Genomic DNA, 14,463 nt, shown 5'->3' on the forward strand with positions numbered 1-14,463 from the left:
CCCCGTCGCAGACGATCGCCGAGGCATCACCGAGCGCCGCCTCGATGATCCGTGCGAGCGTACGCGAGATCCAGTTGTGCCGAGCCCCCGCCGCCACCTCGATCAGCCACCCATCCTCGAGTTCGAACCCCTTGCCGTCTTCCGGCAGGTCGTGCAGATCCAACACCGTGTAGGGGCCGAAGCCGGCATCACGGGTGGCGTGCCACGCTGTCATACTGCCCTCCAATGATCAGGCCTCCCTCTCGGGTGCGGCCCAGGTATTTCGATGGTATCGGAGAGCCCCTACGGAATGTCCGGGTCGACACTCGGTTCGGCGAGCTCAGAGGGCAGCTGCTATACGGTCGCCGATTTCCGTGGTGGACGCCGTGCCGGTGCGGGCGGCCAGATCCGCGGCGACCGCGGAGTGGATGCGCGCGGCGGCTTCGCTGTTGCCGAGGTGATCGAGCAGTAGCGCTACCGAGAGGATGGCGGCGGTGGGGTCGGCCTTGGACTGTCCCGCGATATCGGGGGCGCTGCCGTGGACCGGCTCGAACATGCTCGGGTTGGTACCGGTGGCGTCGATATTGCCGCTCGCGGCCAGGCCGATTCCGCCGCTCACCGCGGCGGCCAGGTCGGTGATGATGTCACCGAACAGGTTGTCGGTGACGATCACGTCGAAACGGCCGGGATCGTTGACCATATGGATGGTCGCGGCGTCGATGTGCTGGTAGGCGACCTGGACCTCGGGGAATTCGACGGCGACCGCGTCCACGGTGCGCTGCCACAGCGAACCGGCGAAGGCGAGCACATTGGTCTTGTGCACCAGGGTGAGGTGCTTGCGCCGGGCCTGCGCCTTGGCGAAGGCGTAGCGCACCACCCGTTCGACACCGAACCGGGTATTGGTGCTGACCTCGGTGGCGACCTCGTGCGGGGTGTCCACCCGGATCGCGCCCCCCGTGCCGGTGTAGGGGCCCTCGGTGCCTTCCCGGACCACCACGAAATCGATGTCCGGGTTGCCCGCGAGCGGGCCGGTGACCCCGTCGAACAGCTTCGACGGGCGCAGGTTCACATGGTGGTCCAGCGCGAAACGGGTGCGCAGCAGCAGTCCGCGTTCGAGTACACCGCTGGGCACCGACGGATCGCCGATGGCGCCGAGCAGGATGGCGTCGTGTTGTTTCAGCTCGGGCAGCACCGACTCCGGCAACACCTCGCCGGTCGCGTGATAGCGCTTGGCGCCCAGGTCGTATTCGGTCTTCTCCACTCCGGGCACGACCGCGTCGAGCACCTCGAGCGCCGCGGCGATGACCTCGGGACCGATCCCGTCACCGGGGATGACAGCCAGCTTCATAAAGACAATGCTCCGTTCGGTTCTACGCGACCGTATACCGGGACGTGCCGGTCGCGAGAGGACGGCACGTCCCGGGTCTCGGGGATCAGAACAGGTCGACCAGGACGACCTTGGTGGCGCCGACCGCTTCGGCGATGGAGGCCTGGACGTCTGCGGAGACCTCGCGGTTCACCCGCAGCACCACGGTGGCGCCTTCCTTGTTCACGTCCTGGGTCAGCTGGGCGGCCAGGATATCGACATCGGCGGCGCCCAGCGCGGTACCGATCTTGCCCAGCGCGCCCGGCCGGTCGGCGTAGTTGAGGATCGCCAGATTGAGGCCCTCGGCGCGCATATCGTAGTTGCGGCCGTTGATGTTGACGATCTTCTCCACCTGCTGCGGTTCGGTGAGGGCACCGGCCACGTTGAGAGTGCGACCGTCGCCGAACACCGCGCGCAGATCGATCAGGCTGCGGTGGCTGGGGCTCTCCGAATGCGTGGTGACCTCGGTGCTGATCCCGCGTTCGGAGGCCAGCGCCGGGGCGTTGACGAAGGTGACCGGCTCTTCGACATGGGCGGAGAAGATTCCGCGCAGCGCCGACAGCTCCAGTATCCCGACCTCGCTCGCCGCCAATTCACCGCGCACCTGGATCTCCACGCTCACCGGCAGCTCGTCGGAGAGCGCGCCCAACAACACACCTTGTTTGCGCACCAGGTCCAGCCAGGGGGCGACCTCGTCGCTCACCGCACCGCCGGCGACGTTCACCGCGCCGGGCACGAACTCTCCGGCCAGGGCCAGCAGCACCGACTTGGCCACATCGGTTCCGGCCCGGTCCTGCGCTTCGGTGGTGGAGGCACCCAGATGCGGGGTCACCACGACCTGCGGCAGCCCGAACAGCGGGCTGTCGGTGCAGGGTTCGGTCTCGTAGACGTCGATTCCCGCGGCGCGCACATGCCCGGACTTGATGGCCTCGGCCAGCGCCTCCTCGTCCACCAGACCGCCGCGGGCGGCGTTGACGATGATGACGCCCGGCCTGGTCTTGGCAATGGCCTCCTTGCCCAGCAGACCCTTGGTCTCCGGGGTCTTCGGCAGGTGGATGGAGATGAGGTCGGCGCGTTCGAGCAGTTCGTCCAGACTCAGCAGTTCGATACCGAGCTGCGCGGCGCGGGCCGGGGAAACGTAGGGGTCGTAAGCGACGACCTTGGTTTCGAAGGCGGCCAGGCGAGCGGCGAACAGCTGACCGATCCGGCCGAGGCCGATCACGCCGACCGTCTTGTCGAAGATCTCCACACCGTTGAACTTGCTGCGCTGCCAGGTTCCCTCGCGCAGGGTGGCGTCGGCGGCCGGGATCTGCCGGGCCGCGGCCAGCAGCAGGGTGACCGCGTGCTCGGCGGCGGTGTGGATATTGGAGGTCGGGGCGTTGACGACCATGACACCGCGTTCGGTGGCGGCGGGAACGTCGACATTGTCCAGGCCGACCCCGGCACGCGCGACGATCTTGAGATTCTTACCCGCTTCCAGCACCTCGGCGTCCACCGTGGTGGCGGATCGGACCAGCAGCGCGTCGGCCTCGGGGACCGCGGCCAGCAGCGCCGGCCGGTCCGGGCCATCCACCCAGCGGACCTCGACGCCGTCACCGAGCGCGTCGACGGTCGACTGGGCGAGCTTGTCGGCGATCAGAACTACAGGACGGCCTGCTTGGCTCACTGTGGGTTACTCCTGGAAGGAAAGGGGATGGTGGTTTACCGCGGCCCAGCTTAGTGGGCCGGCTTAGGCTCCCGATCCCCACCTGGCAGTCGGCCGCCATATGTCGCGGGATGGCGGACACGGGCCTCGGCCGTCCGGGGACACGACGCCGCCCCGGACTCCACGCGGAATCCGGGGCAGTGCATAGAAGAACAGGGGTGTCGCTACCTCAGCGGGCGCCGAACAGAAGCGGCCCGATGCTCTCCAGCAGGACGTTCAGGGTGGCGCTGCCGCTTTCGATGATAATGGGGACCATACGAATTCCTTTCCGTGTTCATTCGACCGTGCCGATCGGTTGTCACACGGAACATCGGCCGCCCGTTCTGCGCGGTTACAAAACCGACAATACAAGTGGCATACAACACAATTATCCCGCGAGCCGCGCGATGAATGCCATAAAAAGTGTCTTCGACCTCGAAGGATGCGATACCACGAAGATGACGGACAGATGTCGACCCCACGTGACAGAGAGCCCGTATCTACTCGAGAAATACCCCCTGAAATGTGGTGCCCATGATTTTCCGGGCTGAACCGGATATGACTGCGGACACAATTTCGCACATCGAATCGCGCGCTGAGAAACGCCGCGTTACCGATTCGTGAAAGCACTGTCCCCGAATACACGACGGGCCCCGCACCTATTCGGTGCGGGGCCCGTCGGTGACATCACTCAGATGGAGCGAACATCCTGAGCCTGCGGACCCTTCTGGCCCTGGCCGATCTCGAACTCCACCCGCTGACCCTCTTCGAGGGTACGGAAACCTGCGCCGGCGACCGCCGAGTAGTGCACGAAGACGTCAGGACCGCCTCCGTCCTGCGCGATGAAGCCGAAGCCCTTCTCGCTGTTGAACCACTTCACACTGCCTTGAGCCATCTTGCTACTTCATACTTCCTGTAGGGAGCCAGGCAAATCACGTCGATGAGCCTGATCTCTCTGTTAACGATGCCACGGCGCGAGAAGTTCCTCCACACGAAATTCGGGTGGATGTGAGGTAGAACGCCCCACGTGGCGTCCGGTTATGGCACCACCCCGAGCCGTCCGTCTCGAGCATCAGGGTTCCCACCTAGTACTCGGGAGCGATTTTCCGTCCGATTCGGCCACATCGGTGCCGGCGGACGCCGCGATGAGCAAAACTGAGATCGCGTCGGCCGGGTGAGCGGCCCCCGCACCGAGTGTTCGCCCGGTGAAGTCGCTTCGACAACCGAGCGGCAAGCCCACAGGGCAACGCTATTTCCTCTCCGGGGCGTCACCACACCCCGGCGGGGCGGCGCATCCGGTGTTCGGGCCGCCCGCACCGATGCGCGACAGGAAGGAATCGAAGTATGTTCTCGACAACCGGATCGACCGCGATACGCCGGACAGCCGCACGTATCGCGGTGATCGCCGCACTCACCGCGATACCGGTGGCGGCGGCGGTACCGGCGATGGCCGAACCGGCATCCCCCGCCCCGACGGTCACCGATATCCACCATCCCCGGCACCACGACCGGGACCGGGACTGGAACCGTGGCCGGGACCGGGACTGGAACCGCGACCGAGACTGGAACCGTGGCCGGGACCGGGACCGGAACCGCGGATGGCACGACAATGATCCGGGCCGGTGGCTGCGACACGTCCTGCCGCATGGCCTGTTCGGCAGCAGCTGACCAACAGATGAAAGGGGCTCGTCCGACCCAGCGGACGAGCCCCTTTTCGTCACGTGCCGAAACGAATGCGGCGCGCGTCTCAGGCGGTTTCGGTGATCGGCCGGTCCACCCAGCTCATCAGCCCGCGCAGCTTGGCGCCGGTGACCTCGATCGGGTGCTCGGCGTTCTGTTTGCGCAGCGACTCGAGCTCCTTGTTTCCGCCCTCGACATTGGCGACCAGCCGCTTGACGAAGGTGCCGTCCTGGATATCGCGCAGGATGTCCTGCATCCGCTTCTTGGTGTCGGCGTCGATGACCCGCGGACCCGACAGATAACCACCGAACTCGGCGGTGTCGGAGACCGAGTAGTTCATGCGGGCGATACCGCCCTCGTACATCAGGTCGACGATCAGCTTCAGTTCGTGCAGCACCTCGAAGTAGGCCATCTCCGGGGCGTACCCCGCCTCGACCATGACCTCGAAACCGGTCTTGACCAGTTCCTCGGTGCCACCGCAGAGCACGGCCTGCTCACCGAACAGATCAGTTTCGGTCTCTTCCTTGAAGGTGGTCTTGATAACACCGGCACGGGCGCCGCCGATGCCCTTCGCGTACGACAGGGCCAGGGCCTGACCCTCGCCCTTCGGATCCTGCGCGATCGCGATCAGTGCCGGCACACCCTTACCGTCGACGAACTGACGGCGCACCAGGTGGCCCGGGCCCTTCGGGGCGACCATACCGACGGTGATGTTCGCCGGCGGCTTGATCAGACCGAAGTGGATGTTCAGCCCGTGACCGAAGAACAGCGCGTCGCCGTCGGCCAGGTTGGGCTCGATGTCGTTGGTGTAGATGGACGCCTGAGCGGTGTCGGGAGCCAGCAGCATGATCACATCGGCCCACTCCGACACCTCGGCGGGCGTACCGACGGTGAGCCCGGCCTCCTCCGCCTTCGGCCGGGACTTGGAGCCCTCGGCCAGGCCGACGCGGACCTCGACACCGGAGTCGCGCAGGCTCAGGGAATGCGCGTGCCCCTGGCTGCCGTAGCCGATCACCGCGACCTTGCGGCCCTGGATGATCGACAGATCGGCGTCGTCGTCGTAGAACATTTCGACTGCCACTATGGTGGTTTCCCTTCTGAAGTGTCGGCACCCGCTCGGGCGGGCACGGAGAAATACGATCTATCGGCTACCGCGATGCGCGGATTCTGCCGGCTAGCGGGTCGCGGTGATCGACTTGGGTCCCCGGCCCACCGCCACCACGCCGGACTGCACGATCTCCCGAATACCGTACGGTTCGAGCATCCGCAGCAGTGCGTCGAGTTTGGACCGGGTCCCGGTCGCCTCGACGGTGAGCGCGTCCGGCGACACGTCGATGACCTTCGCCCGGAAGAGTGTGACGGCCTCGATCACCTGAGTCCGCACACTGGCATCGGCGCGCACCTTCACCAGGATCAGTTCGCGCGCGACCGAGGTCTCCGGGTCCTGCTCGACGATCTTGATGACATTGACCAGCTTGTTCAGCTGTTTGGTGACCTGTTCCAGCGGCAGATCGTCCACGGTGACCACGATGGTCATCCGGGAGATGTCCTTGACCTCGGTCGCGCCGACCGCCAAGGACTCGATATTGAACCCCCGGCGGGAGAACAGGCTCGCCACCCGGGCCAGCACGCCCGGCTTGTCCTCGACGAGAACACTGAGGGTGTGGGTGGTGCTCATGCTGTGTCCTTTCGGCATGACCGATCAGCGCCCTTCGTGGTTACGCACGCTGCCTCCTCCGGGCGCAGACCGATCATGCGGGGTCGTTCCCCTCGTCCGTACGCGCCTGATCCCGCCCGTGGGACATGGCCTCGTGGATGACGGCCGGTTCGGCGGCCTGCTCGTCTTCGTCGAACAGTGGCCGGATACCGCGGGCGGCCATGATTTCGTCATTGCTGGTGCCCGCGGCGACCATCGGCCACACCTGGGCGTCCTTGCCGACGATGAAATCGATCACCACCGGCCGGTCGTTGATGGACTGCGCCTCCCGGATGGCGGGCTCGACATCCTCTTCCCGCTCCACCCGGATACCGTGGCAGCCCAGCGCCTCGGCGAGTTTCACGAAATCGGGGATGCGCAGACCGTGGGTGCCCAGTTCGGTATTGGAGTAGCGCTGGTCGTAGAAGAGCGTCTGCCACTGGCGCACCATGCCCAGGTTGCCGTTGTTGATGATCGCCACCTTGATCGGGACACCCTCCACCGCGCAGGTGGCCAGCTCCTGGTTGGTCATCTGGAAACAGCCGTCACCGTCGACCGCCCACACCTCGCGGTCGGGTCGGCCCATCTTGGCGCCCATGGCGGCCGGCACGGCGTAGCCCATAGTGCCCGCGCCACCGGAGTTGAGCCAGGTGCGCGGGTTCTCGTACTTGATGAACTGGGCCGCCCACATCTGGTGCTGGCCGACACCGGCGCAGTAGATGGCATCGGGTCCGGCCAGCCGGCCGAGGGTTTCGATCACGTACTCGGGCGACAGCGATCCGTCCGCGGGTGGGGTCCAGCCCAGCGGATAGCTGTCGCGGACCCCGTTGAGGTAGGTCCACCAGTCGGCCAGATCCAATTCGATGCCGGCCGGGTCCGAGCGCAGGGTTTCCAGCAGTTCGGCGATGACCTCACGGCAGTCACCCACGATCGGCACATCGGCATGCCGATTCTTACCGATCTCGGCCGGGTCGATATCGGCATGGATCACCTTGGCGTCGGTCGCGAAGGAATCCAGCCGGCCGGTCACCCGGTCGTCGAACCGGGCACCGAGGGTGATCAGCAGATCCGACCGCTGCAGCGCCGCCACCGCCGCGACCGTGCCGTGCATACCGGGCATACCCAGGTTGAGCTCGTGGCTGTCGGGGAACGCGCCGCGCGCCATCAGGGTGGTGACCACCGGAATTCCGGTGAGTTCGGCCAGCTGCCGCAGCTGTTCCGACGCCTCGGCCTTGATAACGCCGCCGCCGACATAGAGCACGGGAGCCTTGGCCTGCGCGATCAGCCGCGCCGCCTCGCGCACCTGCTTACCGTGCGGTTTGGTGACCGGACGGTAACCGGGCAGCCGCATCTCCGGCGGCCAACTGAAGGTGGTCTGCTGCTGCAACACATCCTTGGGGATATCGACCAGCACCACACCCGGGCGACCGGTGGCGGCCAGATGGAATGCCTCGGCGATGATGCGCGGGATATCGGCGCCGTCGGTGATCAGGAAGTTGTGTTTGGTGATCGGCATGGTGATGCCGGAGATATCGGCTTCCTGGAAGGCGTCGGTGCCGATCAGCGGGCGGCCGACCTGGCCGGTGATGGCCACCATGGGAACGGAGTCCATCTGGGCGTCGGCGATCGGGGTCACCAGATTGGTGGCGCCGGGCCCGGAGGTCGCCATACACACTCCCACCTTGCCGGTGGCCTGGGCGTATCCGGTGGCGGCATGGCCCGCGCCCTGTTCGTGGCGCACCAGCACGTGACGCACCTTGGTGGAGTCGAACAGCGGATCGTAGACGGGCAGGATCGCACCGCCCGGAATACCGAATACGGTGTCGACGCCGAGTTCCTCGAGCGACCGGACCACCGACTGCGCGCCGGTGACCCGCTCGGGCGGGACCTGGCGGCGGGTGGCCGCGTTCGTCGGAACACCGGCGGGGGCCGGCTGGTTCGAAGGCGCGGGCCTACGGGCCGAGGAAGGCCCTGGCCGAGTTGTTGGTGCGCTCACCGTCTTGGTTCCTTACTGCTTGTCGTTTCGACCCCGGTTGCCCGGCCGGTGGCCCGGTCTCCCGGTATGTCCGCCACCGATCCCGGACCGCGGTCGTGGTCCGGACACGTCATCTCGGCACATCACGTCGCCCGACATATCTCGTCTCGACTCATCTTCGTCGTACCGATGTCCCTGGTCCGACACCTCAGGCTCCCGACACAAAAAAGCCCTCGACAGCCAGAGGCTGTTCGAGGGTGGCGCGTCGCAACGCGAGCTGACGTATTCGACTCAGGTAGTCGGGCTCAACGCTGGACGCGCCGACCGATTACGAGCAACTCGTTTCGCTTCACGCGCACGACGGTATGTGTGCGCGTGGTGCGGAGTCAAACAGCTGAGCGCCACGTTCCCATTATGTGGGACGACGGCGGTGCTCGGGTCCATCCACCATGATGCGAGGATGGTGGGGTGTCATCACCGCATCAGTCCGTGCCACCTCCTGAATCGTCCCATATCCCCACAGCCGGGACCGATACGGGTAGCACATCCGTCCGGCCTGGTGTGACACGGGTCATTCGGGTGCCGCGCCTGGCCTTTCTCGGCGTGTTCATGCTGCTGCTGTGCGTGTTCTTCCCGATCGTGGGCTGGCCCGCCGGACTGTGGTGGCTGCTGCTGCTCCCGATCGTCGTCTCGGTCTGGCTGCTGCGCACCCGGACGACCGTCACCCCTGAAGGGCTGCGCCTGCGGACGATGTTCGGCTCCCGGTTCGTCGAATGGGAGCGGATCCGCGGCCTGCGTATCCCCAAGCGCGGCTTCGTCCGCGCCCACCTGGACGACGACACCGAGGCGAAACTACCCGCGGTGAGCTACGACCGCCTCCGCGACCTGGCGACCGCCTCCGGCGGCCGCATACCCGACCCCTTCGCCCCACCCCCGGCCTCCGAGACGAGCGATGGCACCGCTCCCGACACCAATGCCTCGGAAACCCCGGAAACCCGAACCGGGTCCCCCGACAACGGCGACGGCCTTCCCTCGGACGACGACACCGGTACCACGCCGCCCTCCTCACCGGAGTAGCGTGGAGCGGTCATGAACTGAATATCCCGGGCCCATAACCCTCCAGTCCCGTATCCTTCGGAGTTCGCGGCCCACCTCGGATCCGGACCGACCGGAGCGATTTCGCGACAACGGAATCACGGAGGAAAAGGCCCGAGCCCCAAGGGACCGCGAACACGCGCCGCCGGAAAAGGCAGCGCAATCGAGACAGCCCACCCCGGGTCTGGACCACCGGAGCGATTTCACACAGCAGAATCGCACGGGGAGCAAGCCCCGAGGCACCACAGCCGCGAACAACACCGCCAACAACGGAGCACCCCTGGTTCGCGGCCCGCCCCGGGTCTGGACCGACCGGAGCGATTTCGCGACAACGGAATCGCGGAGGGAGGGAAGACCTGGGGTAACAGGGCCGCGAACAGCGCCGCCGGAGGCGGCGCGATTAGACACAGGACCAGCATGCCACCGCTTCGTTCACGCACCACCACCATCGGCCGCAATGCCGCGGGCGCCCGCGCCCTGTGGCGGGCGACCGGCATGACCGATACCGATTTCGGCAAGCCGATCGTCGCGATCGCAAACTCCTACACCCAGTTCGTCCCGGGACATGTGCATCTGAAGAACCTCGGCGAGATCGTGGCCGAGTCGGTGCGCGCCGCGGACGGGGTACCGCGCGAATTCCACACCATCGCCGTCGACGACGGTATCGCCATGGGCCACGGCGGCATGCTCTATTCGCTGCCCAGCCGGGAGATCATCGCCGATTCGGTGGAGTACATGGTGAACGCGCACACCGCCGACGCGCTGGTGTGCATCTCCAACTGTGACAAGATCACCCCGGGCATGCTCAATGCCGCCATGCGGCTCAACATTCCCACGGTGTTCGTCTCCGGCGGACCGATGGAGGCCGGTAAGGCCGTGGTTGTCGGCGGCGTGGCGCAGGCCCCCACCGATCTCATCACCGCGATCGCGGCCAGTGCCAACAGCAGTGTGACCGAGGAAGGGCTGACCGAGGTCGAGCGCAGCGCCTGCCCCACCTGCGGATCCTGTTCCGGGATGTTCACCGCGAATTCGATGAACTGCCTCACCGAGGCGCTCGGACTCGCGCTGCCGGGCAACGGTTCCACCCTGGCCACCCATGCCGCGCGGCGCGCCCTGTTCGAGCGGGCGGGCACAATCGTCGTCGAGATCGCCAATCGCTGGTACCGCGACGACGACGATTCGATATTGCCGCGCAATGTCGCCGATGCCAAGGCATTTCGCAACGCGATGGCCCTGGACGTGGCGATGGGCGGTTCCACCAATACGGTGCTGCACATCCTGGCCGCCGCGCGGGAGGGTGAGATCGACTTCGATCTGCGGACCATCGAGGAGACCAGCCGCCGAGTGCCCACCCTGTCGAAGGTCGCGCCCAACTCCGACTACCACATGGAGGATGTGCACCGGGCCGGCGGTATCCCTGCCATCCTGGGCGAGCTACGCCGGGCCGGACTGTTGGAAACCGATGTGACCACGGTGCACACGCCGACCCTGGACGAGTGGCTCGACACCTGGGACATCCGTTCCGGCAAGGCTTCCGAGGAGGCCGTCGAACTGTTCCACGCCGCCCCCGGCGGGGTGCGCACCACCGAACCGTTCTCCACCGAGAATCGCTGGTCGTCGTTGGACACCGATGCGGCGAACGGCTGTATCCGCGATATCGAGCACGCCTACACCGCCGAGGGCGGCCTGGTGGTGCTGCGCGGCAACCTCGCCCCGGACGGCGCGGTGCTCAAAACTGCCGGAATCGACGAGGAGCTGTTCACCTTCCAAGGTCCAGCGGTGGTCGTGGAATCCCAGGAAGAAGCCGTGTCGGTGATCCTGGAGAAGAAGATCCAACCCGGCGATGTGATCGTGGTCCGCTACGAGGGGCCGGCGGGCGGGCCGGGTATGCAGGAGATGCTGCACCCCACCGCGTTCCTCAAAGGGTCGGGCCTGGGCAAGAAGTGCGCGCTGATCACCGACGGCCGATTCTCCGGCGGCACATCCGGGTTGTCCATCGGCCACATCTCCCCCGAAGCCGCCGGCGGCGGGGCGATCGGCCTGGTGGAAAACGGCGACCCGATCCGCATCGATGTCGCCTCCCGCACCCTGGAGCTGCTGGTGGACGACACCGTCCTGGCCGAACGCCGGGCCAAGATGGAGGCACGCGAACGGCCGTGGCAGCCGCTGCACCGGGAACGTCCGGTCACCACCGCACTGCGCGCCTATGCCGCGATGGCGACTTCCGCCGACAAGGGCGCCGTCCGCCGCATCCCCTGACGCCGCGCCGCACGGGCCGGCCGGCCGACGAGCATTGTCCCCGGCCGGCCCGTGCGTAGGCTTCCGGTCATGAGCGAGCACGATACCCGAACCGTCGTCACCGAGTTCCTGCGCCGCGTCGCCGCGGGCGATCCGGATACCATTGCCGGCCTGTTCTCGGAAACCGTCGACTGGCAGGTCAACTGGCCGGAGGGAGAACACCCCGCGACGCCGTGGATTCGTCCGCGATCGACCCGCGCCGACGTGGCCGACCATTTCCGCGCCCTCTCCGAAGCACACGCTCCCACCGCACCGAGCGCCGACACCGCACCGCCGACCGTCCTGGTCGACGGTGACAACGCCGTGGTACTGACCGAGATCCGACAGACGGCCGCGCCCACCGGTCGGTCCTATACCGCCGGATGCGCGCTGCGTTTCACCGTGCGGGACGGCACCATCACCCGTTACCACGTCTACGAGGACAGTCTCTCGGTCGCGCGGGCGTTCGCCTGAGCAGGTCACGCCACCGACTCGGTCGCGTGCTCAGTCGAACGGGCCGATACCGACGAACGGGTTTCCGCCGTGCAGATACCACCAGGTGCCCACGGCGGCGGCGATCGCCAGCACCAGCACCACGAATGAACCGCCGCCAGGACGGGTGGCCCAGCCCCGACCACGGTCGAACGACCAGCGACCGGGGCCGGTGAGTATGACGATCGCCGCGATTCCCGCCAGGACGGACTCGTATTCGACCGCGCCGGGCCCCGCCTTGTATTGGAAACCGGGGTGCATCCCCTGTTTCCAGGCCCAGGCGTCGAGCATCACCGCCAGCACCGCACCGGCGGCCAAGGGGGTGGCCAACCCCAGGACGAGCAGCACGCCGCCACCGACCTCACCCGCGGTGAGCAGCGCGGCGGCCAGCGAGGGCTGATGCCACCCGCCCTGCTCCATCATGTCCCGGGTGCCGTCCAGGCCGGGCCCGTGGAACCAGCCCGTCAGTTTCTGCAGCCCGTGATAGAGGAAGGTGGCGCCGAGGAGCAACCGCAGCAGGAATAGGCCGAAATCGAGGGTGCCGCGGCGGTAGTCGCCGTTATGGCGCAACCGGGCGGTACCGTTCGGCGGGTTCGACGCGGGCGGGATACTGGCGTAGGAATAGGTGTTGTTCCCGCCCCGGGGCAATCCCACGGTGGGTTCGTCCGGTCCCTGAGGGCCGGGGCCAGGGGGGACGGCCGCCCGCACGGTGGGATCCTCGACCTCGGGGTCGAGGCCGAGTTCCTCCTCGGTGCGCGGTAGCGGTTTGCCTCCCGGACCGACCGGGGTGAACTGCCCGGTCGGCAGGTCATAGGGACTGCCCACATCCCCTCCGTTGGTGGATACCGCGCCCCGCGTCCCACCGGCCCCGTTACCACCTCCGGACGCCGGTTTCCCCATGGTCGGCGACGACTCGGACGCGGCCCCGTCTCTCGGCTTGGCACTCACGCATCCAGCGTAGGCCGCCGGCGCGGCGCACACCCTCACTGCGACTGGCGTGTCCGAGCCACCACCGAGAGGCGCGGCGACAGCGGTGTCCGTTACGTTGGGAGGTATGAAGGCGGTTGGCGCGCGACATGTGATGGTGGGAGTGCTGTTCGGCGCACTTGCCCTGGGCGGATGCGCTCGATTCGACGATTCTGCGTCCAGCCCGTTCACCCCGGAACCCACGCTGCACGGCGCGAACATCGATCCGAAGAAACCGGATCGGGCACCCACCTCCACCACCCGGCCCAGCGGTCCGTGTATGGACCCCGACCCGGCGGTGGTGGCAACCTGTCTGGACACCACCGGCGGGCTGATCTCCCTCGGCGGCACCGCACTGGTGGCCGAACGGCGCACCGGCCGTATCCTGCAGGTGGCCCCGCAACAGCCGCCGGTGGAGATCGCCCGCGTGGATGTGGACCCCGCGGGCGACGGCGGGCTCAGTGATATCGCGCTGTCCCCGACCTACGGCGAGGACGGGCTGATCTACGCCTATATCACCACCGGCAGCGACAACCGGGTGGTACGCCTCGCCCCCGGCGGCCCGCCGAAGCCGATCCTGACCGGAATCCCCAAGGGCGCTACCGGTAACCGCGGCGCCCTCGACTGGCGCGACCCCGACCAACTGCTGGTGCTCACGGGCGATACGGGCAACCCGGGCGCCGCCGCCGACCGCGGCTCACTGGCAGGCAAACTACTGCGCCTGAACTCTCCGGCACCGGGCAACGCCACCCCGGAAATCGCGGCCACCGGGATCGGCAGCGCCGGTGATATCTGCCTGGGCGGCGACCAGGTCTGGATCACCGACCGCGCCCCGGGCGTGGACCGACTGCAACGCCTCGGCCCTGACGGGCAGGTCGCCACCGCGTGGACCTGGCCGGACCGCCCCGGTGTCGCCGGATGCGCGGTAACCGCGGACGGTGTCGCGGTCGCCCTCACCGAGGCGAAGGCCATCGCCATGGCCACCGCCGACCCCACCACCCACGCGGTGACCGCCGAACCCACGCTGGTGGCGCAGAACAAATACGGTCGCCTACTCGGCGCGGCGCCGGGCGGCGACGGCAGCATCTGGGTCGGCACGGTGAACAAATCCGAGGGTGGACAGCCTGGCCCGTTCGACGACCGCGTGGTACGCATCCCGCCGCCCTCCGCCGGTGGTGGCGGACCGGACTGAGTCTTTGGCCGCGCCTTCGGCGCGGCGTGTTCGCGGCCTTCAGGTCTCGTGTTTCGGCGCC

At 67.3% G+C, this 14,463-nt stretch carries 12 protein-coding genes and 1 pseudogene; 5 read left to right on the forward strand and 8 right to left on the reverse strand.

The genetic code is table 11. From position 1 onward, the window contains the following. From ON20_RS17640 to ON20_RS17655, 4 genes and pseudogenes are all read right to left on the reverse strand, one after another. A pseudogene (locus ON20_RS17640) lies at nucleotides 1-214 on the reverse strand (hypothetical protein); the annotation flags it as partial. Nucleotides 215-319: 105 nt separating this feature from the next. Continuing rightward, nucleotides 320-1,327, reverse strand: a complete 1,008-nt coding sequence (locus tag ON20_RS17645) for a 3-isopropylmalate dehydrogenase (RefSeq protein ID WP_040836917.1) — start codon at nucleotides 1,325-1,327, stop codon at nucleotides 320-322. Nucleotides 1,328-1,412: 85 nt separating this feature from the next. Next, nucleotides 1,413-3,011 carry a phosphoglycerate dehydrogenase gene (serA, locus tag ON20_RS17650; protein ID WP_040836919.1) on the reverse strand — a complete coding sequence of 533 codons (1,599 nt, stop codon included), beginning with the start codon at nucleotides 3,009-3,011 and terminating at the stop codon, nucleotides 1,413-1,415. A 709-nt stretch (nucleotides 3,012-3,720) separates the two neighbouring features. Then, entirely contained in the window at nucleotides 3,721-3,924 is a 204-nt protein-coding gene (locus ON20_RS17655; RefSeq protein ID WP_040836920.1) for a cold-shock protein, read from the reverse strand. Between the two features lie 449 nt (nucleotides 3,925-4,373). Here ON20_RS17655 and ON20_RS36490 point away from each other — a divergent pair, with 449 nt between their 5' ends. Next, nucleotides 4,374-4,697 carry a hypothetical protein gene (locus ON20_RS36490; RefSeq protein WP_040836922.1) on the forward strand — a complete coding sequence of 108 codons (324 nt, stop codon included), beginning with the start codon at nucleotides 4,374-4,376 and terminating at the stop codon, nucleotides 4,695-4,697. Nucleotides 4,698-4,776: 79 nt separating this feature from the next. On the opposite strand, the gene ilvC is transcribed toward ON20_RS36490, so the two are convergent. The 3 genes from ilvC to ON20_RS17675 form a co-directional block, all read right to left on the reverse strand. Continuing rightward, complete coding sequence (gene ilvC, locus ON20_RS17665) at nucleotides 4,777-5,778, reverse strand: ketol-acid reductoisomerase (protein WP_174361906.1); 1,002 nt, start codon at nucleotides 5,776-5,778, stop codon at nucleotides 4,777-4,779. Between the two features lie 105 nt (nucleotides 5,779-5,883). Further along, complete coding sequence (gene ilvN, locus ON20_RS17670) at nucleotides 5,884-6,387, reverse strand: acetolactate synthase small subunit (RefSeq protein ID WP_040836926.1); 504 nt, start codon at nucleotides 6,385-6,387, stop codon at nucleotides 5,884-5,886. Between the two features lie 73 nt (nucleotides 6,388-6,460). After that, entirely contained in the window at nucleotides 6,461-8,401 is a 1,941-nt protein-coding gene (locus ON20_RS17675; RefSeq protein WP_040836927.1) for an acetolactate synthase large subunit, read from the reverse strand. A gap of 540 nt (nucleotides 8,402-8,941) precedes the next feature. Here ON20_RS17675 and ON20_RS17680 point away from each other — a divergent pair. The 3 genes from ON20_RS17680 (at nucleotide 8,942) to ON20_RS17690 (ending at nucleotide 12,226) form a co-directional block, all read left to right on the forward strand. Continuing rightward, nucleotides 8,942-9,457: a PH domain-containing protein gene (locus tag ON20_RS17680; RefSeq protein ID WP_245547291.1), complete on the forward strand. Its 516-nt coding sequence runs from the start codon at nucleotides 8,942-8,944 to the stop codon at nucleotides 9,455-9,457. A gap of 435 nt (nucleotides 9,458-9,892) precedes the next feature. Further along, nucleotides 9,893-11,734 carry a dihydroxy-acid dehydratase gene (ilvD, locus tag ON20_RS17685; RefSeq protein WP_040836931.1) on the forward strand — a complete coding sequence of 614 codons (1,842 nt, stop codon included), beginning with the start codon at nucleotides 9,893-9,895 and terminating at the stop codon, nucleotides 11,732-11,734. A 69-nt stretch (nucleotides 11,735-11,803) separates the two neighbouring features. Then, nucleotides 11,804-12,226 (forward strand): nuclear transport factor 2 family protein, encoded by a 423-nt coding sequence (locus ON20_RS17690; protein WP_040836932.1) that lies wholly within the window; start codon nucleotides 11,804-11,806, stop codon nucleotides 12,224-12,226. Between the two features lie 30 nt (nucleotides 12,227-12,256). Here ON20_RS17690 and ON20_RS17695 read toward each other — a convergent pair whose 3' ends face one another. After that, a complete protein-coding gene (locus ON20_RS17695; RefSeq protein WP_245547292.1) occupies nucleotides 12,257-13,192 on the reverse strand; it encodes a DoxX family protein in 936 nt (311 codons plus the stop codon). A gap of 106 nt (nucleotides 13,193-13,298) precedes the next feature. Here ON20_RS17695 and ON20_RS17700 point away from each other — a divergent pair, with 106 nt between their 5' ends. Further along, nucleotides 13,299-14,402: a PQQ-dependent sugar dehydrogenase gene (locus ON20_RS17700; RefSeq protein WP_040836934.1), complete on the forward strand. Its 1,104-nt coding sequence runs from the start codon at nucleotides 13,299-13,301 to the stop codon at nucleotides 14,400-14,402. Nucleotides 14,403-14,463: the final 61 nt, after the last annotated feature.

The sequence above is a fragment of the Nocardia brevicatena NBRC 12119 genome (genome assembly GCF_000308495.1).
GTDB classification, from domain to species: Bacteria; Actinomycetota; Actinomycetes; order Mycobacteriales; family Mycobacteriaceae; genus Nocardia; species Nocardia brevicatena.